Origin of the sequence: Pseudoalteromonas neustonica, assembly GCF_001653135.1 — a bacterium.
Taxonomy (GTDB): domain Bacteria; phylum Pseudomonadota; class Gammaproteobacteria; order Enterobacterales; family Alteromonadaceae; genus Pseudoalteromonas; species Pseudoalteromonas neustonica.
Genome location: NZ_BDDS01000002.1, coordinates 162,433 through 189,200, shown reverse-complemented (window position 1 = coordinate 189,200; position 26,768 = coordinate 162,433). Strand labels below are relative to the sequence as shown.

Sequence of the window (26,768 nt, the reverse complement as noted above, 5' to 3'; positions counted from 1 at the left end):
TTATGTACTATGGATTATTTTTGCGTTCATTTTTTAGCTTTTTATAAAGATCATCTGCCACTGCTGTGGCTTTACCAATAATGCTATAGGACTCATCTTTTAAAAATGCATCAATTGACTCTTGCCGTAATTTTTTTTCATACCAGTATTTAAACTCTTTATATGATGCTAAATTACTTATTTTATTTTTTAACTGCTGCACATCCTCAACTTTGTTTTGATATGCAAAAGCACGTAAAACAAAAGATTTAAGTGTACTATCAACACTAAGTTCTATTTGGCTATCATCGGCTATGTAGCTTTGGAATAAACAAATGCCATCTTTGTAATAGAGTGAGATATAATCAGTAGTTGAGCTTATTTTTATCTGTTTGTTATTAAACGCATTGATATCGTTAAACTCTGTGTCTAAATTATCTACATAAAAAGGCCCCTTAATATGTAAGTAATCGGGCATTACAACCTTTAGCGATATAACGTGTTCTTTTTTGATACTTGAATAGTTACTTTCACCATATACATTTTGTAAGCTAAACCAGCCTGTACCAACATCACTAGGCACAATAAAACTAGCATTAGTATCATCTATATAATCCAACTTTATTGTTGGGCCATCCGCAAAAACTAATGCAGTACCACTTTCTAAATTTGTACCAGTTATTAATACTTTATCGCCTTCGACTACATTTTTAGTCGGAATGCCTGTAATAACTGGTGTTTTTGGATGCAGTAATGTGGCATCAATACTGTTGGTTTTATAGCCATCTATAGCAATAAAAAATGTAATGGGTTCTCCGCCCAACGCTACCTTTGGATAATTAGGTATAACAAGTTCAATTTTATTATCTGATGTAATTGTCATTGGTAAATTAACGACTGGCTGTTTGTTATCCCCTTTTAAAATTATCAAATGTGCCGCATTACCTTTTAGGTTTTCTGTGTTTAAATTAGCAGGATAAAAAGGCCTAACTTTGTTAATGAATACTACCTGTTCACTATGAGAGTATGCTGCAGAGCTAATGGCTGGGGTATTTGATGGGTATAAGTTATTTATACCAATTAGTTTTTCTAGTGGCTGAGTGTCATTTTCATCAAACAAAAAGTCGCCATCGTCGTCAGTATCTAAAAAATTTGGGATGCCATCACCATCAAAGTCATAACGGATAAACTCAACTAAGTTTACTTCTTCTGAATCTAAAACTGCATTATTGTCACTATCTAGGTCTATAAAGGCAGGCTTTTTATCGTTATCTAAATCGTAGGTTTGTTCTATAGCATCATTAATGCCATCATCATCACTGTCTAAATCAAGCCAGTTTGGAGTACCATCACTGTCGGCATCATGACTAAAGGTAAAGTTAGCTGTATAAATATGGTACTCATTTCCATCGGGTATTTTATCATCATCGGTATGTTGCCCAAGGTGATTCATTCCCAAAGCAAGCTCTTTGTTTGTGGGAACTGCGTCTTTATCTATATCAATAAACGCATGTACCTTATATGTAAAGCTATCTGCACCTAAGTTGTTTCTATCAGTAATACTTAAATTATATTCACCCGCTTGCTTAGGCGAGAAGGTAATAACCTGACCGACTTTACCAACGTGTTCAATGTTTGTTGGTATAGAAGAAATAACATCGCCATTATTATTAATAATCGTTAAAGACGGTGTAAAACGTGAATCATCTTTAAAAAGTATAAACGTCACTGATAAGTCTTCAAATAGCATTGAGCTGGGGATATTAAATTTAAAATCATCTATATCTACATTTTTAGCAATAACCCCCGCCGCTTTAAAAGGTATATTCCCAACTGGGTTTGCTTGGCCAACGTTATTATTAAACTCTTGTTCTTGAACAACCATAATTGTGGTTTTACCGGCATCAAACGGATAGTCATCCTGCTCATCAGGTACGCCATCACCGTCTTCATCTTTATTTTGCCACGTACCTATATGGGTGGTTGGCTGAATGCTTTTTGCATGTGAAGTTGTTGTATAGGTTAGCATGCAAAAAGCACAGCTAACGCTCAATAGCGAGAGGTAGAATAGGGGTATTTTCAAGAATCCATCCTTGTGGTTAATCCATAGCTCAGCTTATGAACTTAAACGATTTAATGACTTAATACAATAGCTTCAAAGAAATGGCTTAAGAAACAAAAAAGCATCACGTAAGTGATGCTTTTTATAATGAGTAACACACTACCTAAATAGTACATCTTCTCGGTTAAACCATTTAACACAAAATGCCAGTAACGCACCTGCAATAAGTGCGGTTGCTAAAAATATTAGCCCTACAAATGTGTAATCAACTGTGCCTTTAATTATATCTTTAATGGCTAGCGCAACGTTTGTTACTGGGATAAACGCGGTTTTAGCGGTCAATTCCATATTCGGCATTATTGAAATAATGATAGGGAAGAATACACCCATGCTTAATGGAGCCATGTAGTTTTGGGCTTCTTTAAACGTACGCGCATAAATTGAGATAGCTAACGCTAAAGAAGAGAATATGGCAGCCAGGGGAAGTAATAACACAAAAATCATCAGTAAATCGGTTACTGCTAACGTACTAAAAGCCGTTTTAATAAATTCTAAGTCGGCGAACGCCAATGCAACTGCAACCCACCCGCCCATACTGACGACGGTAATTGTGGTTGATGCAATAGATGTAGTCAGTAATGTGATAAATTTACCGAGTACCAGCTCTGTGCGTGTTATGGGTGTAAGCAACAATGTTTCAAGTGTGCCGCGTTCTTTTTCACCGGCACCTAAATCTATTGCTGGATAAGTAGCCCCCATTAATACTAATGGAATAAGTAGGTAAGGTAAAAAGCCACCAATTTTTTCTCCTAAGTTTTCGCGCTTATCGGCTGTATCTACTTTAACAACTTCAATTGGGTTAAGAATAGATTTGTGCGTAGACTCTTCTATCCCAAAACTTTTTAGCTTATCAGCTTGCAGTACGTCGCTGTATTCTTGAGCAAGTTCTTTAACCCGTTTAAATAAAAAATTTATTGATTTTGCATCGTTAAATACAACTTGCCATTTGCTTTGCTCACCGCCATCGAGCGTTTTTACAGCATTACTTGGCAAGTAAATTCCCATATCTATATCGCCGGCTGTAACACCTGCTTTAAGATCTTCTATTGTATTAAAGGCTTTACTGCCTTTATAGAGTTCAAAGCTTTTGTGGTAAAACACTTTGTCGGTAAATTCTTGTGCATATTCGCCATTAATAATTACGTATGTATTAACTTTTTGGTCCGCTTCAAGTGCGGCTTGCGAACTAATAAAAGCCATAACTGCAAAAATTATTGGGAAAATAAGTACTGGCAGTGCCACAACAAACATAAGGGTTTTTTTGTCGCGAAGGAGCTCTTTCAATTCCTTTTTATATACTTCAAACATTATGCTTCTCCGTTAATATGTTCATAAACGCTTGGTTTAGCTCTTCACTATTACCTGCCTGTTTAAATTCTTCAACAGTGCCATCAAAGCAGCTGATCCCTTCGTTGATCACTGCAACTCGATCGCACAGTAACGCAACTTCATCTAAATGATGGGTTGAGAATATAACCGGTGTGCCTTGTGCTTTGAGCCCTTTGATAAATTCGATCACAGTTTGTGTGGTCATAATATCTAACCCCGTTGTCGGCTCATCGAGCACCACAACCGCTGGCTGATGAACGACTGCACGGGCAATATTTGCTTTTTGTTTCATACCTGTTGATAGGTTTTCTGCGCGTTTATCAATAAAGCTATGCATATCAAGTAGGTCGAATAATTCATCGCAGCGCGTTTTAATCGCGGCTTTATTCATACCATGTAGTTTTGCAAAGTATTCTATATTCTCTTTTACCGTTAAGCGTCCATATAAACCTGTACTACCCGATAGGAACCCAATGGATTTACGCCCAAATAAAGGCTTTTTAACAATATCTTCGCCAGCGATGTAAATGGTGCCTTCATCTGGTTTTAATGCTGTCGAAATCATGCGTAATGTAGTTGTTTTTCCCGCACCATTGGGGCCCAGTAAACCAAGCACTTCACCTTTAGCGCACTGAAAACTGACATCACGAACTGAATGAAAATAATCTTTATCTTCACGCGGATCTACTTTTTCTAATTTATTTTTTTTATGATCTTTCGTCAGCTTAAATTTCTTTTTAAGCCCAGTTACTTCTATCATATTCGTGTCCTTCGTTTAGGTCTAAAGTAATCCGTATTACTATAAAATTCTAAGTTATTATTATCATACCAACCAGGCACCCCTAACAGAGGCAATGGCGATAGCAGGCTGTTGTCCCTTAAACAGTTGTCAACACTAATCATCTCATAAAGCATTTGATCTATAAACTGATACTGCTGTGCTAAATCTTTACAAAATATGTCAGCTGGTACTTTTACAAATAACGCTTTACCCGTTAAGCCAATATAGGGTTTTGTGAGCATTTCATAATTAGCGTGCCCAAAAATATAGGGGAAAATTGTTTTTCCCCATAGCTCGCGTTGCTCAAAAAATGCCGTAGTCCATTGATGATTTTTGAGTAATTTAGGCCACGAATCATCACTTACAGCGAGTACAACGCCACACTCATCAAATAGAGTTAACGCGTTGCGATGCTTAGTTCGCTGCTTTGTACCGTGTTGAGTTATTTCTTCAATATGACGCTGGTTGATCAGTGACTTAGTTTTAGGAAATAAGCACCATATTAGACCGCCAAATAAATCATGCCAGTTTTGTTGTCGTGTAGGTACTTGCCCTGTATCGAAGATTATTTGTTCGTAATAACGTTCTTCTTCACTAAAACATGCATCATCAACAAAGGTAATTGCTTGTTGATTGGCATTTTTAGCATCAAGAAACGATGTAAACCACGTACATTGAGGCCAGTCAGGTAAATTACTTACAGCAAATAATGTATTTAGATGATTAAATGCTCCACTTTCAAGACTTGCACTATGCCATTGTTCATAAGGGGTAAATCGTTTCATGAGTACCTTTAGCTTTACAGTTATTATGAGGTGAGTTTACCGCAAAAACTGGTTCTCTTTAACAGAAGTTCTTATACTAGACTCACTTAAAACAAAAAAAGAGCGACTATGAAACGTTATTTTTCTCTTACACTTCTAGCAACTGCTGTACTTGCAGGATGTGCAACAACAAGTCTTACCTCTGATGATGTTACTAAAGGCTATAACTCGATTAATGATGTGCAATTAGCCGAGCATATTAAAGTATTAGCATCTGATGAGTTTGGTGGACGCGCTCCATCGTCAAAAGGTGAAGAGCTAACGCTTGCATACCTCACTGAACAATTTACAAAGTTGGGTTATAAGCCGGGTAACGGTAATAGCTTTTTACAAGAAGTGCCTTTAGTCTCTCTTGAAGCTGACTCAAACATGGTTTTAAGTATTGGCGGTAAAGACTATCAATATAAAAAAGACATGGTAATGGGCAGTAGCCGCATTAGTCAAAGCCAAGCTATTAAAGATTCCGAACTTGTGTTTGTGGGTTATGGTGTAAATGCGCCTGAATACAACTGGAATGATTACGCGGGCATTGATGTTAAAGGTAAGACCGTGGTTATGCTAGTAAACGATCCGGGCTTTGCGACTAAAGATCCTACTCTTTTTACTGGCGATGCAATGACCTACTATGGCCGTTGGACTTACAAATACGAAGAAGCGAGTCGCCAAGGGGCTGCTGGTGCAATCATTATCCATGAAACAGCGCCAGCTTCATACCCGTGGTCTGTTGTTGAAAATTCTTGGAGTGGCGAGCAGTTTGGTTTTCAAAAAGAAAACAACAATATGGACAGAGTTGCTGTAGAAGGCTGGGTGACAACTGATGTTGCTAAAGAGCTATTTAATAAAGCGGGTCTAGACTTTAACACTGTCAAAAGCAATGCAGCTAAAGGTGCTTACAACGTAGATATGGGTGATTTAACCGCTTCGGTTGCGATTAAAAACACGATTAAAAAATCTATTTCGTATAACTTTATTGCGACGTTACCTGGCAGTGAACTGGCGGATGAACATATTATTTATTCAGCGCATTGGGATCACTTAGGCACAGATAAAAACCGTAAAGGCGATCAAATATATAACGGTGCTCACGATAATGCCACGGGTACTGGTGGTATGATTGAAGTAGCTGAAGCATTTGCAACTTTACCTGTTAACCCTAAGCGCTCTATGACCTTTTTAGCCGTTACAGCAGAAGAGCAAGGTTTACTTGGTTCAAAATACTATGCAGCAAACCCAGTTATCCCTGCAGATAAAACAGTTGCAAATATCAACATGGATAGCCTAAATTTACTTGGTAAAGTAAAAGATATCAGCGTGGTTGGTATTGGTAAGTCGCAAATGGACACGTTGCTTGCTACAGCTGCTAAAGCACAAAATAGAACCGTATCTGGTGATCCTAAACCGTCATCAGGTGGTTACTATCGCTCTGATCATTTTGCTTTTGCTAATATGGGTGTACCTGCAATGTATGCCGGTGGCGGAAGCGAAGCATTTGATGAAGAAACGGCTAATTATCGCAAGCGTATGAGCTTAGTACTAAGAGGTTGCTACCATCAACCTTGCGACAGATACCGTGATGAGTGGAATTTATCTGGCGCAGTGCAAGACTTACAGTTATTTTATCAAGTAGGTTTTGATATTTCACAGCAAAGCGAATGGCCAACATGGAATGAAAATTCAGAATTTCAAAGAAAATAATGTAAATGATATTGATTTTCATTTAATTTAAATCTAAAGTGCAACCTATACAGTTTTTAGGTTGCACTTATGTTCTCTCACACACTACCAAAAATCGCTCTGCCCGCGACACTTTTTGTTAATAACAAACGTTTATTATTGCCGTTTTTATTATTATGTTGCTTAGCTTATCCCCCTATTAGAGATATTACATTAGCCTCAATGAGCGATGCTTTTTTTCAGGTTAGTGTATTTGTTGCCGCCACATTATTTATTTACTATTACGCCATTGATCGGCTTCCACAGTTAGAGTTGGGCTATTTGAGCCAAAAATCTCCTTTACTCGAGGTAAGCTTTGCATCATTTTTAGGAGCCTTACCCGGCTGCGGTGGGGCCATTATTGTTGTAACGCAATTCACTAAAGGGCAAGCCAGCTTTGGCTCTGTTGTGGCAGTGCTCACCGCAACCATGGGTGACGCTGCGTTTTTACTCTTAGCAACAAAACCCATCGAAGGTCTACTTATTATGGCTATCGGCCTTAGCGTTGGCGTTATTAGTGGGTCTTTAGTGAATGCTTTTCATGACAAAGATTATCTTCGTCCAGAAAAAAATGACTTTTGCGATGACTGCTTAAACAGTCCTAGTAGAGCAATTATTTTCAGTAAGTCGGTATGGCAAATAATTCTTATACCCAGCGTGATCATTGCTGTATTAATAGCGTTAAATACAGACTTTAACGCTATTAATAACACCCTTGCAGATTCAATCACTGTATTTGGTGCTGTAATGGCGTTACTTGCTGTTACTACTTGGGCATTATCTTCAAAAGGGCAAAGCTATCAAGAGATCACGTCTGAGGAGGAAACAATCAACCCGCCGTCTAAATTATATAAAGTGCTTCAAGATACCCACTTTGTAACAGCTTGGGTTGTCGCATCATTTATGCTATTTGAACTTTTAGTGACCTTTGCAGGGGTTGATCTTAAAGCATGGTTTACCCACTATGCTTACTTAGCTCCTTTAATAGCTGTAGCAATTGGCTTTTTACCAGGCTGTGGGCCACAAATCGTGGTAACGACACTTTATATACAAGGTATTATTCCTTTTAGTGCGTTAGCGGCTAATGCAATCTCTAATGACGGTGATGCCCTATTCCCTGCAATAGCGATGGCACCGCGTGCGGCATTAGTTGCAACAGCTTATTCAGCAATACCAGCGATGTTTGTTGGGTATGGTCTATATTTTTATGGGGTTTAAAATCGTTGATACACAGGCAGATAAACAAGAAAATTTAGCCTAATGTGTTTATTAACAATTGTTCCTGCATCAATAGAGCCGTAGACAAGCGTTTTATTGGCAATAAAAAAGCTCAGCAATTGCTGAGCTTTTATTTGAACGTATCAAAGTAATGTAATTAACTCATTGCCATCATCATTTTAGCTGGGCTTTCTAAATATGATTTCCATAGGTTATTAAATCGTGCGATTGTCCCGCCATCAATTACTCTATGATCGCCAGACCAGCTTACTTGCATGATTGCTGCGGATATCACCTGCCCTTGTCCATCAAAACGTGGTAAGTGCTGTAATTTACCTAATGCAACAATGGCGACTTCTGGTTTATTAATAATCGGTGTTGCAATTGTGCCCCCAAGCGCACCAATATTAGAAATGCTAATCGTGCCACCTTTGAGATCATCCGGACTAACACGCCCTTCTCGGGCTGAATCTGTTAAGCGAGACACCTCATTAGCAACCTCAACAATACTTTTACTTTGGCATTGTTTAATATTTGGTACCAGTAAACCAATTTTTGAGTCCACAGCCATACCAATATTGTGATCGTCAAAATAGGTGAGTTCAGTGCAATCATCATTTACTTTAGAGTTTAAAACCGGAAACTCTTTCATTGCCAATGATAAAGCTTTAATGAAAAACGGCATCATAGTCAGCTTAACGCCTTGCTGCTTATACTGCTCTTTGAGATCGCTGCGCAGTGCGATTAAATTTGTTAAGTCAATTTCATCGCAAAAAGTAAAGTGCGGGATAGTTGTAACAGAGGCAACCATCTGCTTCGCCATTGCCGCTTTAATGCCTTTAATTGGTTCAACGCGAGAACCACCTGTGCCATTTGCTGGGTTTTTACTCGTACTCTTATCAGCTGCGGGTTGTAACGGTGACGTATCAATACTATTTGGTACTTCACTTTTGATAAATTGCGCTATATCTTCTTTATAAATACGGCCATTTTTACCGCTGCCTGGCACTGTTGTTAAGTCAACATCAAGTTCACGAGCTTTACGACGCACTGCTGGAGAAGCCACCGCTTTTTTATTAATTACTGGTGCAGAAACTACTTTATTTTCTGATTCAATCGGCTTTTGTTCAACGGCTTTTGTTTGTGCTTTTACTAAAGCGTCATTTATATCAACAACGTTTGCTTGCGTACCTGCAATCGACATTTGAAATAACGGGCTGTGCACTTGTGCCACATCACCTTTGGCATAAAATAATTTAACAACGGTACCTGTGTATTTAGCCGGAATTTGGACTAATGCTTTATCTGTCATTACATCACACACAGCCTGATCTTCTTCTATCTTATCCCCTTCACTTACCAGCCATTCAACAATTTCACATTCAACAATACCTTCACCAATATCGGGGAGAATAAAGTCTTCAAGTTGTTCATCGCTTGTAACGGCAGGTGTGTCGGCTTCAACATTAACGGCTGATTCAACCACCGGTAAAGGAATATCACCCGCCACATCCATCGCAAAAAGTGGCGCATGCACAAGTGCAATATCGCCTTTGGCGTAATATAGTTTGCTGATCACACCATCATGAACCGCTGGAATTTGAACTAATGCTTTATCAGTCATCACATCACAGATTGGTTGATCTTCAGCCACAGTGTCACCTTCAGCAACAAGCCATTCAACCACTTCACATTCAACTATGCCTTCACCGATATCCGGTAAAATAAAATCTTTTGCCATGATAACTCCTAAAATTCGACCGATTGCTTGATTGCAGCAAGTACTTTCAACGCATCCGGCACATACTCTTTTTCAAGCGCTAATGGATACGGTGTATCTAAGCCGCACACACGTAAGATGGGTGATTCTAAATGTAAGAAACATTCTTGCTGAATTGTTGCCGCTATTTCAGCACCAAAGCCATTCGTGATTGGCGCTTCATGGCTGACCACTAAGCGGCCTGTTTTAGTAACAGACTCAGCAATCGTTTCCATATCCCACGGCAAAATACTACGTAAATCAATCACCTCACAGCTGATCCCTTGTTCACTTGCTCGTTTAGCTGCATCTTCGATGATTTCCATCTGTGCACCCCAAGCAAGCAGTGTTACATCAGTACCTTGCGTGACCACTTCTGCTTTACCCAGTTCAATGCTGTAATCTTCTTCTGGCACCTCACCCGTTGACGCCCGATATAAACGCTTAGGCTCAAAGAAAATAACCGGGTTATCATCTTTAATCGATGCTCGTAGTAACCCTTTGGCTTGATAAGGGTTACGAGGAACCACTATTTTAAGGCCTGGCGTGTGTGCAAAATACGCCTCTGGTGATTGTGAATGATATAACCCTCCCGCAATACCACCGCCGTAAGGAGTACGAATCGTTAAGTTACCAACGTCGAATTCATTACCACTGCGATAACGAAACTTTGCGGATTCATTTACAATTTGGTCAAACGCAGGAAAGATATAATCTGCAAACTGAATTTCGGCCAGTGCTGGTGCACCAAATGCAGCGAGACCATTGGCAAACCCCATGATCCCCTGCTCTGTTAGTGGTGTGTTGAAGACTCGGTGTGAACCATATTTTTCTTGTAATCCCGAGGTCGCACGAAACACACCGCCAAAATACCCTACATCTTCACCAAAAATACATGCTTGAGGATGTTCGGCCATTGTAATATCAAGGGCTGAATTAATTGCATGTAACATATTCATTTTAGGCATTATTTAATTCTCCCTGCAGTGACTGGGTAGGCATCTGGGTGTTGCTTAATATGCGTTTTCAATTGTTCATACTGGCGTTGTAACGAAGGAATTGGCGTATCATATACATCTGAGACAAGCTCTTCTAAAGCGGGTTTAGCAACCACTTCAGCACGCTTTAATGCCGCAAGAATATCTTCTCGTATTTGCTCTTTGGCTTTGGTGTCTTCCTCATCATTAAGCCAATTTTTCTTAATGAGCCATTTACGAAAGCGCTCAATTGGGCAAGATTGAAAGTTTGCTTCTTCATCTTTAGAGCGATAACCACTAGGATCATCTGATGTAGAGTGCGCACCTAAGCGATAAGCAATTGATTCTATCAATACAGGCTCACCTGTTTTAGTGGCAATTTCGCGTGCTTTTTTGGTTGCCGCATAAACAGCTAAAGCATCAGCGCCATCAACACGAATGGTCTTAATACCGTAACCTACACCGCGAGATGCAATACCATCACCTTTAAATTGTTCATCCGCAGGCGTCGAAATCGCATAGCCGTTATTTCGAGCAAAAAATATCACAGGAGATTTATGTACTGCAGCCATATTTAAGCCGGCATGAAAATCACCTTCGGATGCAGCACCTTCACCAAAATAGCAGATAGTGACATTATCAATTGTGCTATTTAACTCACCCGTTTTTGCATCGATATGTTTGATTTTTTGTCCGTATGCATAACCCGTTGCTTGCGGTATTTGGGTACCCAACGGTGATGAGATAGTCATATAATTGAGGGCGTTTGAACCATAATGGATAGGCATTTGACGTCCTTTACCTAAATCCAATTCATTTGAAAACATTTGATTCATAAACTGGTCAAGTGTAAAACCACGATAATGCAATGCCGCTTGTTCACGGTATTGCGCCATGATCATATCGTCTTGGTCCAGTGCCGCCGCCGATGCAGTGACGGCTGCTTCTTCACCCAAGCATTGCATATAAAAACTAACGCGGCCTTGACGTTGAGCTGCTTGCATTCGTTCATCTAATGCACGAATAAAACGCATAGTTTCATATAATCGCAGCGCCGTACTTTCATCAATATCAGGTGCGGTAGCCCCTGTGTGAATATCGCCGTCCTCATTTAAGATGCTTACGGTCGGAATATTCAGCGCATGACCATCAATAAATGCAAGATCATGACTAATATTCACCGATACGTTATTTGGATTACTCATAACCTACCTTCTTTTGTTGTCGAAAACAGTGCAAGTCACTTGTTATTATTGGATGTGACCTACAGGATAAACTTTGCAGAAACTGCACTGTATTTAAATTAAAGCTACCGACACCTTACGTTAACGTAAAGCGTTATTCAACTAATCATAGACGAAACAAAGTTAATTGGCGAGAGTTGGGCTGGAAAGTTAACTATACATTCAAATTAAAAATTTAAAATCATATAGTTAACTCTTTATTTTGGTTGGTTAATACAATTTATTAAATAATATTATCTGTGTTTTTTAATGGTATTACGGTTAACAATGCACGCTGACCAAGGGCTACATCAGCATTTGGAAATATAATTGCCTCACCATCGACTTCAGCGTAATAACAGGTCTGACCATCGGTTGCGAGTAATTCACCTTTAGCAAAACCAGTAAAATTCTCGGCGTCATCGGAAAATGGAAACGAAAATACGTGTTCGGTCCGATTAATTGAACGATGAACTGAAAACAGTTCAAAATCACTTGCATCAAATTCTTTATAAATCACTTCTTTTTGGCTAATTAATGCAGTGAGTGTTTGCTTTGTTTTTTCAAAGCGACTCATATCATTTTCGCCAAAAGGCTTGACCTGCCCAAGTTCAACTGTAAACGAATCAGCGCCATGCACAAAAGATGAATAATAGCTAAAGGTCGTCGCGGCTGATTTCATCATAAGGACTGTATTTACACCGCAGCTAAGCAAAAATTGTAATTGCGCTTTCTTCCATGGTTTGCCATGTAAAAAAGGATAGACTGCAAACTTATCGTTTTTTGAGCCACGTATTGCCGTGTGTAAGTCATAATGGCATCGCTGACTTACTTGCGAGCCACGATAATAAAAATCACTGACGTATTGTTCAAGTTTCGCAGCTCTGACACGCTCATTATTCATTGGTACACCTTCAACTGTATGATGACCATTAAATAAACGGTTAAGGTTTTCACCTATAAAGCGTTTGCCAATATTGATTGATTGCGGGTTACCAAAAATAAACAAAGCGCGTTGTGCTAATTGCAAATCGCCGCTAATGATCCGCTTAATTAATTCATCGCAGATTTCAATTGGCGCGGTTTCGTTGCCATGGATTGCACTCGAAAGTACCACATCTTTCGTAGTGATGCCTTTTGGTTGGAACTCTATAACCCCCGTATCATGCACCGTTACTGCTGTACCGTTATCCAACGTAAAAGTACTGGCATCTAAGTGCCATTCATTGTTACGACTGAGCGTTAAAAAATCACCATTTTGTTTTAATTCATTTAAGTAACTTAAATTGGCTGACATACTTTTAAAGCCTTTATTTTATTGTGTGAATGAGAAACAAAAACGGCTGATTAAATCAGCCGTTTTAATAATGTATTATACCCAAGCCACCTCAATATATGAGGTTCAGTTGGACGTTTCACAGACGTTCCTTTCATTGTTGTTACTTATCAAAAGGACTATCAAAAGGGACAGCCATTATTGCAAAGTAACGTATTGATAATAAACGCCTGTGAAAACGCCAAGCTCTGCATCTTGAGACGGTTTGGGTATATCAGTTAGCTAATCACTGAATCAACCAGCTTTTTAGCTTCCTTTTCAAGTAATGCTAAATGCTCTTCACCCTTGAATGATTCAAGGTAGATTTTATAAATATCTTCCGTGCCTGACGGTCGAGCAGCAAACCAACCATTTTCTGTCACCACTTTTAAACCACCAATTGCAGCATTGTTACCTGGGGCATGGGTTAGTTTTTGTAAAATAGGCTCACCCGCAAGTGTATCTGCGGTGACGTCTTTTGCACTGAGCGCTTTAAGTCGATCTTTTTGCGCTGTACTTGCTGGTGCATCAATACGTTTATATAAAGGAGCCCCAAACTCTTGCTCAAGTTCTTTGTAACGTGTAGAGGGTGTTTTGCCTGTCACAGCTAAAATTTCAGCCGCTAATAAGCCCATAATAAAACCGTCTTTATCGGTATTCCATACTGAACCATCAAAACGTAGGAACGACGCCCCTGCACTTTCTTCACCACCGAATGCTAAAGTACCAGTACTTAGGCCTTCTACAAACCATTTAAAACCAACGGGTACTTCTTGCACCTGACGGTTATTACGAGCAACGACACGGTCAATCATAGCGCTTGATACAAGTGTTTTACCAATTTGAACTTCTTTAGACCACTTACGATGATTTAATAAATAGTCGATCGCTACAGCTAAAAAGTGATTCGGGTTCATTAAACCATCAGGGGTTACAATACCGTGACGGTCATAATCAGGGTCATTACCAATGCTAAGATCAAAGTCATCTTTGAGTGCAATTAGGTTTGCCATTGCGTAAGGCGACGAACAATCCATACGAATTTTGCCATCTTTATCAAGTGGCATAAACGCAAAACGTGGATCAACGTTGTCATTTACAACCGTTAGGTCTAAATTGAATTTCTCAGCAATCACGGGCCAAAAATTAATACCCGAGCCGCCAAGTGGATCAATACCTATTTTAATTTTTGCTTTTGATATCGCTTCTACATCAACCACATTGATTAAATCATCGATATAAGGCGTCATTAAATCTTGATATTTAATAAAACCAGAACGTGCAGCCTTAGCAAACGGAAAAAGCTCTACTTCAACTAAATCTTCTAATAAAAGTTGATTAGCTCTGTCTTCAATCCATTTGGTTACATCGGTATCCGCAGGACCGCCATTGGGTGGGTTGTATTTAAAGCCGCCATCTTCTGGTGGGTTATGCGAAGGCGTAACAACAATCCCATCTGCTAATTCATTAGGGTGTAATTTGTTATGACACACAACTGCATGGCTGATAACTGGCGTTGGTGTAAAATCGTCATTCTCTTGTGTAATAACTTGCACTTCATTAGCAACTAATACTTCAATAGCTGAGTTATAAGCTGCTTCACTTAAAGCGTGTGTATCTTTACCTAAGAAAAGTGGACCAAAAATATTGTTCTGTTTGCGATAATCACAAATCGCTTGTGTAATGGCGAGAATATGAGATTCATTAAACTTCACATCATATGAACAGCCACGGTGTCCAGATGTACCAAAAGCAACACAATGCTCAGGGTTTTGTTCTAAATCAGGCTCATTTAAATAATAAGCTGATACTAATTTTGGTACGTTCACTAAATCAGATTGTGTTGCAGGTTTCCCGGCACCGGAATGAATCGCCATTACATGTCCTTTTATAGGTAGTCTCGAATTTTTTCGGCTTGTTCAGCACTGTAACCTAAGCCAAGTGCCACTTCGTGTAACATCATTTTTTTACGTGTTGTATTTGAATTAGTCATTACCCAATATTCACTGTCAGTGATATTTTTTGGATTCATACTACTTCCACTGTTAACGAGCGCTTCTTTACTGGTTGCAAAATAAACGCGATCACGCCCTTGTACATCCAGAACGGCTGAAAAATTAGCCTTATGCGTTCGATGCAAAGCAGACAAAATAAATAGAAAACGTCCAACAACACCTTTTTGCATCGCTAACTCTTCTTTATTTAGAATATTAAAAACATTAGCGTTTTGCTGAGTCATTTGTGTGACAGTCGCACTGCTTTGTGTTTTTTTAAGCGCTTGTAGATCACTTTTATCTGCTTGTGATTCGTTGTTAGTTGATTGTTTTGTGGGAGCAACTGATAGTTCCGGCTCACTATTCGCCGTTGAGACTGTTTCACCGTTGAGGTTTAATAAACGACGTAAAATAGTGGATGCGCTTTCACCAATGCTCTGCGTATTGCTCGCAATGTATTGATATAACTCGTCGTCTATGTCAATTTTTTTCATGTTCTTCCTGTCGTTACGGGTCACATTTTTTCATTCCAATGCATTATACCCAAACCTGATTTAATTCTCTATGTTTTGCAATTTGTTATTTCACTAGGCAAACTACGCGCTCTTTTATTGGAGAATGTCATGCTATTAAATTATAAACAATCTGGACACGGGCCTGATGTCGTTTTGATTCATGGGCTATTTGGTTCGCTCGAAAACTTAAATGTGATAGCCAATGCATTAAGTGATAACTTCACAGTAACGAATATTGACTTGCGCAATCACGGACGATCACCCCATAGTGAAGTCATGGATTACCCTAGCATGGCAAACGATGTTTTACGATTGATGACCCATTTAAATATTAATACAACTCACCTCGTTGGCCACTCTATGGGCGGTAAAGTAGCAATGCAAATCGCATTAAGTACCCCCTGCGTGGTCAATAAACTCGTTGTGCTTGATATTGCCCCCGTGGCTTACCAAAGCCGCCATGATGATATTTTCACTGCGTTAAACACTGTAGCAACACATCAAATCACCGACAGAAAACACGCCGACCAAATCATGCAAGCGTTTATCCCTGAGCTGGGTGTTAGGCAATTTTTACTGAAAAGTTTAGCTAAAAATGAATCGGGTCAATACCAGTGGCGCTTTAATTTACCAACATTGAGTCAAAAATATAGTAATATTCTAACAGATTTAGAAGATAATGATTCTTGTTTATGCGATACTTTATTTATTAAAGGTAATGACTCTGACTATATATTGCCGCAATACCGAGCTGCCATAACAGCACGATTTAAAAATGCTAAAGCAAAAATCATTCATGGCGCGGGGCATTGGTTGCATGCACAAAAACCACATGCGGTTAATAAATCAATTACTGATTTTTTAATGGTTAATTAAGTTAAAATTTAATCACGTAATTTTGGCTGCAGCTACTAAATTATTGGTTTTTTTTATGCTATAGTACGCGCCGTTTAATTTAAAGGTTATACGTTGATGGTCAGTCAGTTAATTAACGAATTTGATACCCTAGGGTTGTATTTTGGCTTAGCCGGTGTGTTCTTTTTTATCGGTATGGCTATTCAAGATGTACTAAAAAAAGGTAATGTACCTAAGTTTGGTCGTTATGTAGTGTGGCTTGTACTCTTTTTAGGTTGTTCAGGGTTTATTGCAAAAGGACTTATTCAAGTTTTTTGGCAAGGTGCGGGTGTTGGTTAAGCATGGCAAAGTCAGAGACTGATAGAACAACGCTCGATTTATTTGAATACGAGAAACGTCCAGGTAGGCCTAAAACGAATCCCCTTCCAAGGGAAATGCAGTTAAAGGTTAATAAACGTAATCAAATAAAAAGAGACAAAGCACGCGGTTTAAAGCGTGTAGAATTTAAAGTTTCGTCACAGCTGTATCAAGCATTAAGTGATATGGCCGATGCACAAAATATTAGCCGTAGTGCGCTGATTGAAACAATTTTACAAGAAAGATTGGCTATTGATAGATAAAAGGTTTTAAATCCATGGCAAGTGTAGGTATTTTTTTCGGAAGTGATACAGGTAACACAGAACACGTAGCTAAAATGATCCAAAAAGAATTGGGTAAAAAATTAGTTGCTGTGCACGACATTGCTAAAAGCTCAAAAGAAGAGATCGCAGAATTTGACTTAATCTTATTTGGCATCCCGACTTGGTATTACGGTGAAGCGCAATGTGACTGGGATGATTTTTTTCCTGAGCTAGAAGAAGTTGATTTTGATGGCAAGCTAGTTGCTATTTTTGGTTGTGGAGACCAAGAAGATTATGCAGAATACTTCCTCGATGCCATGGGTATGATCAATGATATTGTGTCTGAGCGTGGCGCAATTGTTGTTGGACATTGGCCAACTGAGGGCTACGACTTTGAAGCATCTAAAGGCATGGCTGACGACAAGCACTTTGTTGGCTTAGGTATTGATGAAGATCGTCAACCTGAACTAACAGAACAACGCGTTAAAGCGTGGTCTGCACAAATTTTTGAAGAGATGTGTTTAAGCGAACTTGCTGACTAATAGCAACCACTAGACGCTGACCTATTAAATTTCTATATTTTGGTTAGCGTTTAAGCTTTTAGGAACGTTTCTTTGAATTGTTCTTTGCACTTCATCGCATAGCGCGTTATCCTATTTATTGCTAATGTGTCGTGCACATCTTTATAAGATGTCTAGTATAACCAAATAAAATTGAGACAGATTTAATGACTGATCACAACTTGGAATTAAAAAAAGCCGGTTTAAAAGTTACTTTACCGCGTATTAAAATTTTAGAGATTTTACAATCTCCAGATAACCAACACATCAGCGCTGAAGATGTTTACAAAATTCTTTTGGACTTAGGTGAAGAAATTGGTTTAGCGACTGTATACCGCGTACTTAACCAATTTGATGACGCTGGTATTGTTTCACGCCACCATTTTGAAGGCGGAAAGTCAGTATTTGAACTTTCGGGTAGCACACACCACGACCACCTTGTTTGTTTAAAATGCGGTAAAGTAATTGAGTTTGAAGATGAGATGATTGAACGTCGTCAGCTTGAAATATCAGAAGAAAATGGTATCAAGCTTACTAACCATTCTCTTTACCTTTACGGTGAGTGTACAGACACTGCAGCCTGTAAAGCGTTCTCTGATAACCAATAATTTTATCGGTTAAATAAAAAAACCTGCTCATTGGCAGGTTTTTTTATTTCTGATGCTAAATCGCGAGCAGAATTACTTCTGCTCTGTTTTAGTCCACGAATCACGAAGGCCAACGGTTTGGTTAAAAACGATGCTCTTTGATTTTGTATCTCGACTAAAATAACCTGTTCGCTCAAACTGGAACCCTTGTGCAGGTTCTGCATTTGCAAGCGATGGTTCTAATTTTGCATTAGGCAATACAATAAGTGAATCAGGATTTAATGTTGTAGCAAAATCCTCTGCCGCTGCAGGGTTTGGTACATTAAATAAACGATCATACAAACGTACTTCAGCCGTTAATGCTTCACTTGCTGATACCCAATGAATAACACCTTTAACCTTACGGCCATCACTTGGGTTTTTACCAAGTGTTTCAGGGTCATAACTACAGAAAATCGTTGTAACTTCACCATTTTCATTTTTTTCAACACGTTCTGCTTTAATCACATATGCACCGCGTAAACGGACTTCTTTATCAAGCACTAAGCGCTTAAACTTGTTGTTCGCTTCTTCACGGAAATCTTCACGCTCAATATAAATTTCACGTGTGAACGGCACATCGCGACGTCCCATCTCTTCATTATTAGGATGATTTGCAACAGATAATGTTTCAACCGTATCCGATGCGTAATTTTCAATAACAACTTTAATTGGATCAAGTACAGCCATTGCACGTGGTGCATTTTCATTAAGATCTTCACGGATACAGGCCTCTAACATGCCCATTTCAATCATGTTTTCTTGTTTAGTTACACCTATACGCGTACAAAACTCTCGGATTGAACCCGCCGTATAACCACGTCGACGAAGACCTGCAATTGTTGGCATACGAGGGTCATCCCAACCTTCAACATGGCCATTGACGACTAAGTCATTAAGCTTACGCTTAGACATAATCGTGTATTCAAGGTTTAATCGAGAGAATTCAATCTGTTGTGGATGACATTCAAGGCTAATATTGTCTAAAACCCAGTCATACAAACGACGATTATCTTGGAACTCAAGCGTACATAACGAATGTGTAATACCTTCTAACGCATCAGAAATACAATGCGTAAAGTCGTACATTGGATAAATACACCACTTATCCGCTGTTTGGTGATGATGTGCAAAACGAACACGATAAATAATCGGATCACGCAAAACCATGAACGAGCTGGCCATGTCAATTTTGGCACGCAGTACACACTCACCTTCTTTAAATTCACCTGCACGCATTTTTTCAAATAACGCAAGATTCTCTTGTGGTGATGTATCGCGTGTTGGGCTATTTTTACCTGCCTCCTTTAACGTTCCGCGATATTCGCGTGCTTGCTCTGGTGATAAAAAGCAAACATACGCTAAGCCTTTCTCAATCAACTCAACCGCATACCCGTACAATGCGTCAAAGTAATTTGATGAGTAATTAATTTCACCATCCCAGGTAAACCCTAACCACTTTACGTCTTCTTGAATAGAATGTACGTAGTTAATGTCTTCTTTTTCTGGATTAGTATCATCAAAACGTAAGTTACATTTACCGCTGTAATCTTGCGCTATACCAAAATTTAAACAAATTGACTTAGCATGACCAATGTGTAAAAAACCATTTGGCTCCGGTGGAAAACGTGTATGCGTAGATGCGTGTTTTCCTGATGCTAAATCGTCATTAATTCGGGTTCTAATAAAATTACTTGGGCGATTCTCTATTTCCGCCATAGGAGTATAATCCTCTGAATATTGCGTGGTGACAAAACTACTGCATTATTACAAAAACAAACCTTAACATACAGCAATAAGTAGGCGTGTTTACTACATATTGTGGCGTTAATAAGAAATACAAGGTTCTAAAGGCACCCTGTGCATAATTATATCCCTCAATACGATTTTTTTTGTTCCAGCGCAATAAAATAGTCATTCAATTACGCTACTGTAGCGTAATTAAAGCATACTTTATTAGGGAAAATTAATGGCTTCACTTTCACAAAACCGCGTCTATATTCCAACGACTGCAAGGGCTAACCAATATATTCTTGCTGAATTTAAACCAAGTGATAATTTTTATGCGCGCTTTACACATACCGAACAGTGCTATGAACGTTTAACCCGCCAACTATTTGCCTTGTGTGATGAATATGAATTACACAATGTACACTTGATTGCTAATGATAAACTACCCGTCGTCAGGTTTCATGAAGAGGCTTACTATTTACAAACAAAAAAACAAATTTTGTTTTTTTACAACCCCCGCTATCACGAAGCCCATAAATGCTTTAACAATAGCGAAATACCGAGCAAAAAGATTAGGTTTCTATTTTTAGCAACCGGTGATGAGCTGCGATCAAATGCAGCTATATTCCACACCAAAGTAAAAAAAGTATTAAATACACTGCAAAATACATTGCTTGAAGGGGAAGCCCAAATCAAAGTGCGCGACCACCAGCATTTAACATACGATTTATTTGCCAAAGCAAAAGGTTCTAAAGAAAGTTACGGTTATAAACTACGAGGCTTGCACCAGCGCTATCAAAGCCGTCACTGCTCGCTGCCAAGCAAACATAACGAAATGACCTACGCAACATTTGCGATACCCATTACCCGCACTATAAAAACTCAATTTCAGCACTTATTAAATAAGCCAACGCTAAATGAATTTTATCAGCAGTTTTATGATGCATTTATTAAAGAATGTACGGCTAAAAATTTAAACCTTGTATCAATGATTGCCAATGGGACCACTCCAATCGTTAGAAACAGTAAAATTGATACTAATGACGGTAACTCAGAACTGCAAAAACTCAGCTTTGCAACAGGTGACGATATTGAACAATACAGCCACTACTGGCAATCAGACAAGTTAGTTGAGACCATGCATTTTGTGATTGTTGCAAGCGAAAATGATGAGCAAGGTATTGGCCATGGTCGTTTTATGAATCATGTCGAAAGTGTTATTCGAGCAATGGTAGAACCCTTAGCAATAAATAAAGAACGCCAAGATATTACCGTACGTTTTTTCCAACACATTAGTTACTTTGAATAATTGTAATAGTCACTCTACATAAAACTAAATACAAAAAGTGCGTGATCCCCGCACTTTTTTAATATGGTTTTAGCTATTGAATTATATGAACCACTTCTAATTTTAAGCTTTACTATACCCAAGCCACCTCAAAATGCGAGTTTCAGTTGGAGTTAAAAGCGATTTAGACAAGGCATTGATTGCAAATAATGGTTGCTCCCTTGTTAAAATCAATAACGCAGTATAAATCGTTTTTAAACCAACCCGTTGGGCGTTTCACAGGGGCTTACTTTCTACGTTGTTACTTCTTTAAAGGGACGACCATTATTGCAAAGTAACGCCTTAATATTAAGCCCCTGTGGAACGCTGAATTTTGCATCTTGAGGTGGCTTGGGTATTTATTTGTTGGTTTAAGGACATCAAAGGGGTACGACTATTTTTGTTTTTTAAATGGAAATAGCTGCTGCTTTAACATGCCATTAGGTACATAATCGCCAACTACTCCATAAGCCTTTGGCCATTCATTTTGCCCCTTAACAGCTGTACCAAACACATAATCTAAAAATGAAAAGTGGGCAGCATAATTGCGGTCAATCGCAGCTTTATCTGAAGCATGATGCCAATGATGAAACTGTGGGGTAACAACTAAATATTTCAACCAGCCAAATTTAACCTGTACATTCGCATGATTAAATACAGCCTGAAAGCCAACTATAATCACATAAAGACTGATCACCTGTTGTGAAAAGCCTAATACAAAAATAGGCGTCAGTACTAAACTGCGCGTTACTAATATCTCTAATATATGCTGACGAGAACCGGCTAGCCAATCCATTTCTTTTGCACTGTGATGAATACCATGAAAACGCCATAAAAAAGGCACTTCGTGATAAGCACGATGCACAAAATACTGCATTAGATCAGCAACTAATATAATTAGTACCACTTGCAATATAAACGGTAATTGATCGATATAATTTTGTAATGTAGTCGAAACAGCCCAGCCAAAGCCATAATGGACAAAGTGATTAGTAACCAATAATACAAAACCAATAATAAGGTGATTTACAAAAAAGTGATTTAAGTCGCCCCGCCATTCACTACGTAATATTTTTTGTTCTTTACGATGCGGAAATAATTTTTCAATAAGAATGAAAATCAAAGTAGAACCAAGTAAATCTAAAATAAACCAATCGAGTCCAATATAGGGCGTGTTATCAGAAAAATTAGTGACTTCTACATTAGGGCCACCAAATGCAATTGCCAAAATAACAAATAACCATGCAGTTGCACCTAAGCGTTTATTTTTATTGCGGATAAAGTTGAGTAGCCCCAAACTCCCAGCTAATAAAAGTGCGCCAAACATTAATTGCCGTAAGAATTCTACGCTGTAGTTTTGTCGCAATTCTGGCGTTGTTAAATATTCAGGGAAATGAAAAGCCAGCACACCTAAGCATGAAAGCATCGCTAAAAAACACGCGATGTAACCACTAATATTACCTTCACCAATTTGCAGGTGATTAGTACGAAAAAGATAGGCTTTTAGAGTATTGATCATCAGTAATTCCTTTTATAACTAACGCAAGAATACCATATTATTCCCTAATGCCAGATACAAAAAAGCCGCGATATTCGCGGCTTTGTTGGATAAAGCTAAACTATTAAAGAGTACTTATTACAAGTACTGACCTAGCGCTTTAACTTGGTCTAACATGCGGTTTGAGAAACCCCATTCGTTATCATACCAAGCCATAACTTTAACTAATTTGCCATTAGCTTTAGTTTGCGTTGCATCAAAGATAGACGACGCTGGGTTATGGTTAAAGTCGATAGAAACAAGCGGTAGCTCGTTGTATTGTAAAATATCTTTCATTGAACCAACAGAAGCGGCTTTCATTATTTCGTTGATTTCTTCAGTTGTTGTATCGCGCTTAGTAATAAACGTAAAATCAACGACTGATACATTGATTGTTGGTACACGTACTGACATACCGTCAAGTTTACCAGCAAGTTCTGGTAATACTAAACCAACGGCTGCTGCTGCACCTGTTTTAGTCGGGATCATAGATTGTGTTGCACTACGAGCACGGTATAAATCAGGGTGGTACACGTCAGATAAGTTTTGATCATTTGTATAAGCATGAATTGTCGTCATGCTACCTTGCTCGATACCTACTGTATCGTTAATTGCTTTTGCAATTGGCGCTAAACAGTTAGTCGTACACGATGCATTTGAAATGATGTTGCTATCAGCGTTAATTACGTCGCTATTTACACCGTGAACTACCGTTGCGTCTAAGTTAGTACCAGGCGCTGAAACAATTACTTTTTTCGCACCGGCTGTAATATGCTTTGCTGCATCTTCACGCTTAGTGAAAAAACCCGTGCATTCTAAAACGATATCAACGTTTAGTGCTTTCCACGGTAAGTTAGCTGGGTCACGCTCTTGCGTTAAAGTGATAACGTCATCACCAATCAGCATTGTGTTATCTGCAAGCGTAACTTTATGAGAGAATTGGCCATGCACTGAATCATATTGCGTTAAATGTGCATTAACATTAGCGGGTGCCAAATCGTTAATTGCGACAATTTTAATTTCGTTATTTTGTGCAGACTCATACAGTGCACGTAAAACATTGCGACCGATACGGCCATAGCCATTAATTGCTACATTAATCATTTAAAATTCCCCTTTAATTATTTAATTTCACTTGCTTGGCGAGCAAGCGCTTCAATGGCTTGCCAGTCTTTATTTTCAATTAGTTTTTTATCTAGCATCCACGTACCACCCACACAAATTACATTGCTTAGCGCTAAATACTTAGGTGCTGTTGTAAGGCTAATTCCGCCAGTTGGACAAAATGTAACGTGTGGCAATGGACCGCCAATTGATTTGAGCATGGCAGTACCGCCCGCAGCTTCTGCTGGGAAGAACTTTAAAAACTTAAAACCATGGCTTGCTAATTTCATTACTTCACTTGGCGTTGCGGCGCCCGGTAAAAATGGAATGTCTGATTCTTTCGCAAGTGCAAGTAACTCATCATTTACACCAGGGCTCACCATAAAGTCAGCGCCTGCGGCAACTGATGCATCAAAGCTTGCTTTGTCAACCACGGTGCCTGTACCAACATAAGCCTCTGGTACTTCGGCTTTCATAAGCTTTACAGCTTCAGCAGCAATAGGCGTACGTAAAGTAATTTCAAGAGCTTTTAAGCCACCGTTATAAAGTGCACGAGCTAGTGGTGCCGCATCTTCTAATTTTTCGATTACCACTACTGGCACTACGGGTGCCGATGCTAATATTTTTTCTATACTCATTGTTTGATCCTCATACCCAGTCTGGCGAATTATTATTCTATTCCAAAGGCGCTAGCGCCTAAGTCTGCGCTACTTACAATGTTTCTAAATCCGGTGAACAATTCACGACCTGTACCAAATGTTAAGCTTGCTTCACTTAGTTGTAGTTCTCGTTTTTCTAATTCTTCATCGCTTACATGTACTTTTAATATACCCGCTGGTGCATCGAGAGTGATTAAATCGCCTTCGTGAATCTTAGCAATAATGCCTCCTTCAACAGCCTCTGGCGCCAAGTGAATTGCAGCAGGAACTTTACCTGAAGCACCTGACATTCGGCCATCTGTAACAATCGCTACTTTGTAACCTTCATCTTGCAAGGTTGCCATTACCGGCGTTAACTTGTGCAGCTCTGGCATGCCTTTCGCTTTCGGGCCTTGCTCTTTTAGAACAGCAATAAAATCTTGGTTTAACTCACCGCGTGAGTACGCTTCTTGTAAGGCACTTTGTGATGCAAATACTTTTGCCGGCGCGGTTACAACTTGATGCTCTACAGCTACTGCAGATACTTTAATCACCGCTTTACCTAAGTTGCCAGTAAGTAGCTGTAAGCCACCTTGCTTGCTAAAAGGATTATTAACTGGGCGCAATACGTCTTCGTCTAGTGAGTTTTCTGGACACGGTATCCACTTCACTTTACTTGGACCTGTTGCACTACTCATAATTAAGTTGTGATCAGTGTCTAAACGCGGCTCTTGCGTATACGCTTCAAGTCCTTCACCGACAATCGTTTTCACATCATTGTGTAAAAACCCTGCGCTAACAAGTTCTCTCATAAGGAAACCCATGCCGCCCGCTGCTTGGAAATGATTTACATCAGCAGAACCATTTGGATAAATACGCGTTAACAATGGTACAACTTCTGATAAATCAGACATGTCTTTCCATGTCAATTCAACACCCGCTGCTTTTGCAATAGCTACTAAGTGGATCGCGTGATTGGTAGAGCCGCCCGTTGAAAGCAAGCCAACTAGACCATTAATAATGGTCTTTTCAGTCACTACATCTGCTAAACAATTAGCATCTTTGCTTTGAATTAATTGTTTGAGCATGGTTTCTACTGCATTACCGGTTAAACCATCGCGCAGCTCAGTGTATGGGTTGATAAATGAGCTACCTGGAAGGTGCAGGCCCATAATCTCCATTAACATTTGATTACTGTTAGCAGTACCGTAGAACGTACAAGTCCCCGCACTGTGGTATGACGCGCTTTCGGCTTCTAATAGTTCTTCACGGCTAACTAGACCTTGTGCAAATTTTTGGCGAATTCGTGCTTTTTCTTTATTTGGAATACCTGACTGCATCGGCCCTGCAGGCATAAAGTACACTGGTAAATGGCCAAACGATAAAGCGCCAATCAATAAACCGGGGACAATTTTGTCACATACACCTAGGCAAAATACGCCATCAAACACATCGTGAGATAATGAAATCGCGGTAGACATCGCTATTACATCACGTGAAAAAAGCGATAACTCCATGCCATCACGACCTTGAGTTACACCATCACACATAGCTGGTACGCCACCGGCAACTTGTGCCGTTGCATCGTACTTTGTTGCAATGCTTTTAATTAAATCTGGATAATCTTTATATGGAACATGCGCAGACAACATATCATTGTATGAATTGATAATTGCTAAATTTGGCTGTTCATCAGCTTTTAAGCGCGCTTTATCATCGCTACTACATGCAGCAATTACATGGGCTATATTGCCACAACCTAAACCAGAACGGACTCTTGTTTGTTTTTTTGCATGGTTTATACGTGCTATATAGGCTTGGCGAGTAGCTTTACTGCGTTCAATAACGCGTTCGGTGACTTCTTGAATACGAGGATGCAACATAAAAAATTCGACCCATCTCTATGGTTAGAGGATAAAGGCTCAGTGGCAAGGGCATACTCCACGAATGTACTTGCACTGAGCATCTTTGATTTACCCGTTCAAAGGTATAACGTTGTCAGGTTGTCTCTCACAATCAAC

The 26,768-nt window shown here is 39.2% G+C and carries 23 protein-coding genes; 8 read left to right on the top strand and 15 right to left on the bottom strand.

Annotated features, from left to right (window positions below; translation table 11 throughout):
- Positions 1 to 7 precede the first annotated feature (7 nt).
- The 4 genes from A7967_RS04100 to A7967_RS04085 all read right to left on the bottom strand — a co-directional run bounded on the left by A7967_RS04100 (position 8) and on the right by A7967_RS04085 (position 4,996).
- A complete protein-coding gene (locus A7967_RS04100) occupies positions 8 to 2,008 on the bottom strand; it encodes a hypothetical protein (RefSeq protein WP_054204647.1) in 2,001 nt (666 codons plus the stop codon).
- Positions 2,009 to 2,200: 192 nt separating this feature from the next.
- Positions 2,201 to 3,409 carry an ABC transporter permease gene (locus A7967_RS04095; protein WP_054204648.1) on the bottom strand — a complete coding sequence of 403 codons (1,209 nt, stop codon included), beginning with the start codon at positions 3,407 to 3,409 and terminating at the stop codon, positions 2,201 to 2,203.
- Positions 3,402 to 4,190 carry an ABC transporter ATP-binding protein gene (locus A7967_RS04090; RefSeq protein WP_054204649.1) on the bottom strand — a complete coding sequence of 263 codons (789 nt, stop codon included), beginning with the start codon at positions 4,188 to 4,190 and terminating at the stop codon, positions 3,402 to 3,404. Before A7967_RS04090 ends, A7967_RS04095 begins: the two co-directional genes overlap by 8 nt.
- A complete protein-coding gene (locus A7967_RS04085) occupies positions 4,187 to 4,996 on the bottom strand; it encodes a DUF3025 domain-containing protein (RefSeq protein WP_054204650.1) in 810 nt (269 codons plus the stop codon). Before A7967_RS04085 ends, A7967_RS04090 begins: the two co-directional genes overlap by 4 nt.
- A gap of 108 nt (positions 4,997 to 5,104) precedes the next feature.
- Between A7967_RS04085 and A7967_RS04080 the strand changes: the two genes are divergently transcribed.
- A complete protein-coding gene (locus A7967_RS04080) occupies positions 5,105 to 6,730 on the top strand; it encodes a M28 family metallopeptidase (RefSeq protein ID WP_054204651.1) in 1,626 nt (541 codons plus the stop codon).
- 69 nt (positions 6,731 to 6,799) lie between these two features.
- Positions 6,800 to 7,966 carry a putative manganese transporter gene (locus tag A7967_RS04075; protein ID WP_054204652.1) on the top strand — a complete coding sequence of 389 codons (1,167 nt, stop codon included), beginning with the start codon at positions 6,800 to 6,802 and terminating at the stop codon, positions 7,964 to 7,966.
- Positions 7,967 to 8,123: 157 nt separating this feature from the next.
- Here A7967_RS04075 and A7967_RS04070 read toward each other — a convergent pair whose 3' ends face one another.
- The 6 genes from A7967_RS04070 to seqA all read right to left on the bottom strand — a co-directional run bounded on the left by A7967_RS04070 (position 8,124) and on the right by seqA (position 15,728).
- Positions 8,124 to 9,707: a dihydrolipoyllysine-residue acetyltransferase gene (locus tag A7967_RS04070; protein ID WP_054204653.1), complete on the bottom strand. Its 1,584-nt coding sequence runs from the start codon at positions 9,705 to 9,707 to the stop codon at positions 8,124 to 8,126.
- An 8-nt stretch (positions 9,708 to 9,715) separates the two neighbouring features.
- The gene (locus A7967_RS04065; protein ID WP_054204654.1) at positions 9,716 to 10,693 is read right to left on the bottom strand and encodes an alpha-ketoacid dehydrogenase subunit beta; all 978 of its coding nucleotides are present in this window, start codon (positions 10,691 to 10,693) and stop codon (positions 9,716 to 9,718) included.
- Positions 10,693 to 11,907: a thiamine pyrophosphate-dependent dehydrogenase E1 component subunit alpha gene (locus A7967_RS04060; protein ID WP_054204655.1), complete on the bottom strand. Its 1,215-nt coding sequence runs from the start codon at positions 11,905 to 11,907 to the stop codon at positions 10,693 to 10,695. Before A7967_RS04060 ends, A7967_RS04065 begins: the two co-directional genes overlap by 1 nt.
- 262 nt (positions 11,908 to 12,169) lie before the next feature.
- Positions 12,170 to 13,222 carry a succinylglutamate desuccinylase gene (gene astE / locus A7967_RS04055; protein WP_054453049.1) on the bottom strand — a complete coding sequence of 351 codons (1,053 nt, stop codon included), beginning with the start codon at positions 13,220 to 13,222 and terminating at the stop codon, positions 12,170 to 12,172.
- A gap of 257 nt (positions 13,223 to 13,479) precedes the next feature.
- The gene (gene pgm / locus A7967_RS04050; RefSeq protein WP_054204657.1) at positions 13,480 to 15,117 is read right to left on the bottom strand and encodes a phosphoglucomutase (alpha-D-glucose-1,6-bisphosphate-dependent); all 1,638 of its coding nucleotides are present in this window, start codon (positions 15,115 to 15,117) and stop codon (positions 13,480 to 13,482) included.
- Between the two features lie 11 nt (positions 15,118 to 15,128).
- Positions 15,129 to 15,728, bottom strand: a complete 600-nt coding sequence (seqA, locus tag A7967_RS04045; RefSeq protein WP_054204658.1) for a replication initiation negative regulator SeqA — start codon at positions 15,726 to 15,728, stop codon at positions 15,129 to 15,131.
- 129 nt (positions 15,729 to 15,857) lie between these two features.
- Between seqA and A7967_RS04040 the strand changes: the two genes are divergently transcribed.
- The 5 genes from A7967_RS04040 (at position 15,858) to fur (ending at position 18,392) form a co-directional block, all read left to right on the top strand.
- Positions 15,858 to 16,625, top strand: a complete 768-nt coding sequence (locus A7967_RS04040; protein WP_054204659.1) for an alpha/beta fold hydrolase — start codon at positions 15,858 to 15,860, stop codon at positions 16,623 to 16,625.
- A 96-nt stretch (positions 16,626 to 16,721) separates the two neighbouring features.
- Complete coding sequence (locus A7967_RS04035; RefSeq protein WP_054204660.1) at positions 16,722 to 16,943, top strand: DUF2788 domain-containing protein; 222 nt, start codon at positions 16,722 to 16,724, stop codon at positions 16,941 to 16,943.
- 2 nt (positions 16,944 to 16,945) lie between these two features.
- Positions 16,946 to 17,224, top strand: a complete 279-nt coding sequence (gene ybfE, locus A7967_RS04030; protein WP_054204661.1) for a LexA regulated protein — start codon at positions 16,946 to 16,948, stop codon at positions 17,222 to 17,224.
- 14 nt (positions 17,225 to 17,238) lie between these two features.
- Positions 17,239 to 17,766, top strand: a complete 528-nt coding sequence (gene fldA / locus A7967_RS04025) for a flavodoxin FldA (RefSeq protein WP_054204662.1) — start codon at positions 17,239 to 17,241, stop codon at positions 17,764 to 17,766.
- A gap of 185 nt (positions 17,767 to 17,951) precedes the next feature.
- Positions 17,952 to 18,392, top strand: coding sequence for a ferric iron uptake transcriptional regulator (fur, locus tag A7967_RS04020; RefSeq protein WP_054204663.1), 441 nt, complete (start codon positions 17,952 to 17,954; stop codon positions 18,390 to 18,392).
- Positions 18,393 to 18,464: 72 nt separating this feature from the next.
- Here the strand turns inward: fur and glnS are convergent, their stop codons facing one another.
- Positions 18,465 to 20,129 (bottom strand): glutamine--tRNA ligase, encoded by a 1,665-nt coding sequence (gene glnS, locus A7967_RS04015; protein ID WP_064435397.1) that lies wholly within the window; start codon positions 20,127 to 20,129, stop codon positions 18,465 to 18,467.
- A gap of 250 nt (positions 20,130 to 20,379) precedes the next feature.
- Here glnS and A7967_RS04010 point away from each other — a divergent pair, with 250 nt between their 5' ends.
- Positions 20,380 to 21,450 carry a DUF3083 family protein gene (locus A7967_RS04010; protein ID WP_054204665.1) on the top strand — a complete coding sequence of 357 codons (1,071 nt, stop codon included), beginning with the start codon at positions 20,380 to 20,382 and terminating at the stop codon, positions 21,448 to 21,450.
- 412 nt (positions 21,451 to 21,862) lie between these two features.
- Here the strand turns inward: A7967_RS04010 and A7967_RS04005 are convergent, their stop codons facing one another.
- The 4 genes from A7967_RS04005 to edd all read right to left on the bottom strand — a co-directional run bounded on the left by A7967_RS04005 (position 21,863) and on the right by edd (position 26,630).
- A complete protein-coding gene (locus A7967_RS04005; RefSeq protein ID WP_054204666.1) occupies positions 21,863 to 22,987 on the bottom strand; it encodes a sterol desaturase family protein in 1,125 nt (374 codons plus the stop codon).
- A 117-nt stretch (positions 22,988 to 23,104) separates the two neighbouring features.
- Complete coding sequence (gene gap / locus A7967_RS04000; protein ID WP_054204667.1) at positions 23,105 to 24,109, bottom strand: type I glyceraldehyde-3-phosphate dehydrogenase; 1,005 nt, start codon at positions 24,107 to 24,109, stop codon at positions 23,105 to 23,107.
- 17 nt (positions 24,110 to 24,126) lie between these two features.
- A complete protein-coding gene (locus A7967_RS03995; RefSeq protein WP_054204668.1) occupies positions 24,127 to 24,747 on the bottom strand; it encodes a bifunctional 4-hydroxy-2-oxoglutarate aldolase/2-dehydro-3-deoxy-phosphogluconate aldolase in 621 nt (206 codons plus the stop codon).
- 32 nt (positions 24,748 to 24,779) lie between these two features.
- A complete protein-coding gene (edd, locus tag A7967_RS03990) occupies positions 24,780 to 26,630 on the bottom strand; it encodes a phosphogluconate dehydratase (RefSeq protein WP_054204669.1) in 1,851 nt (616 codons plus the stop codon).
- Between the last annotated feature and the right edge of the window lie 138 nt (positions 26,631 to 26,768).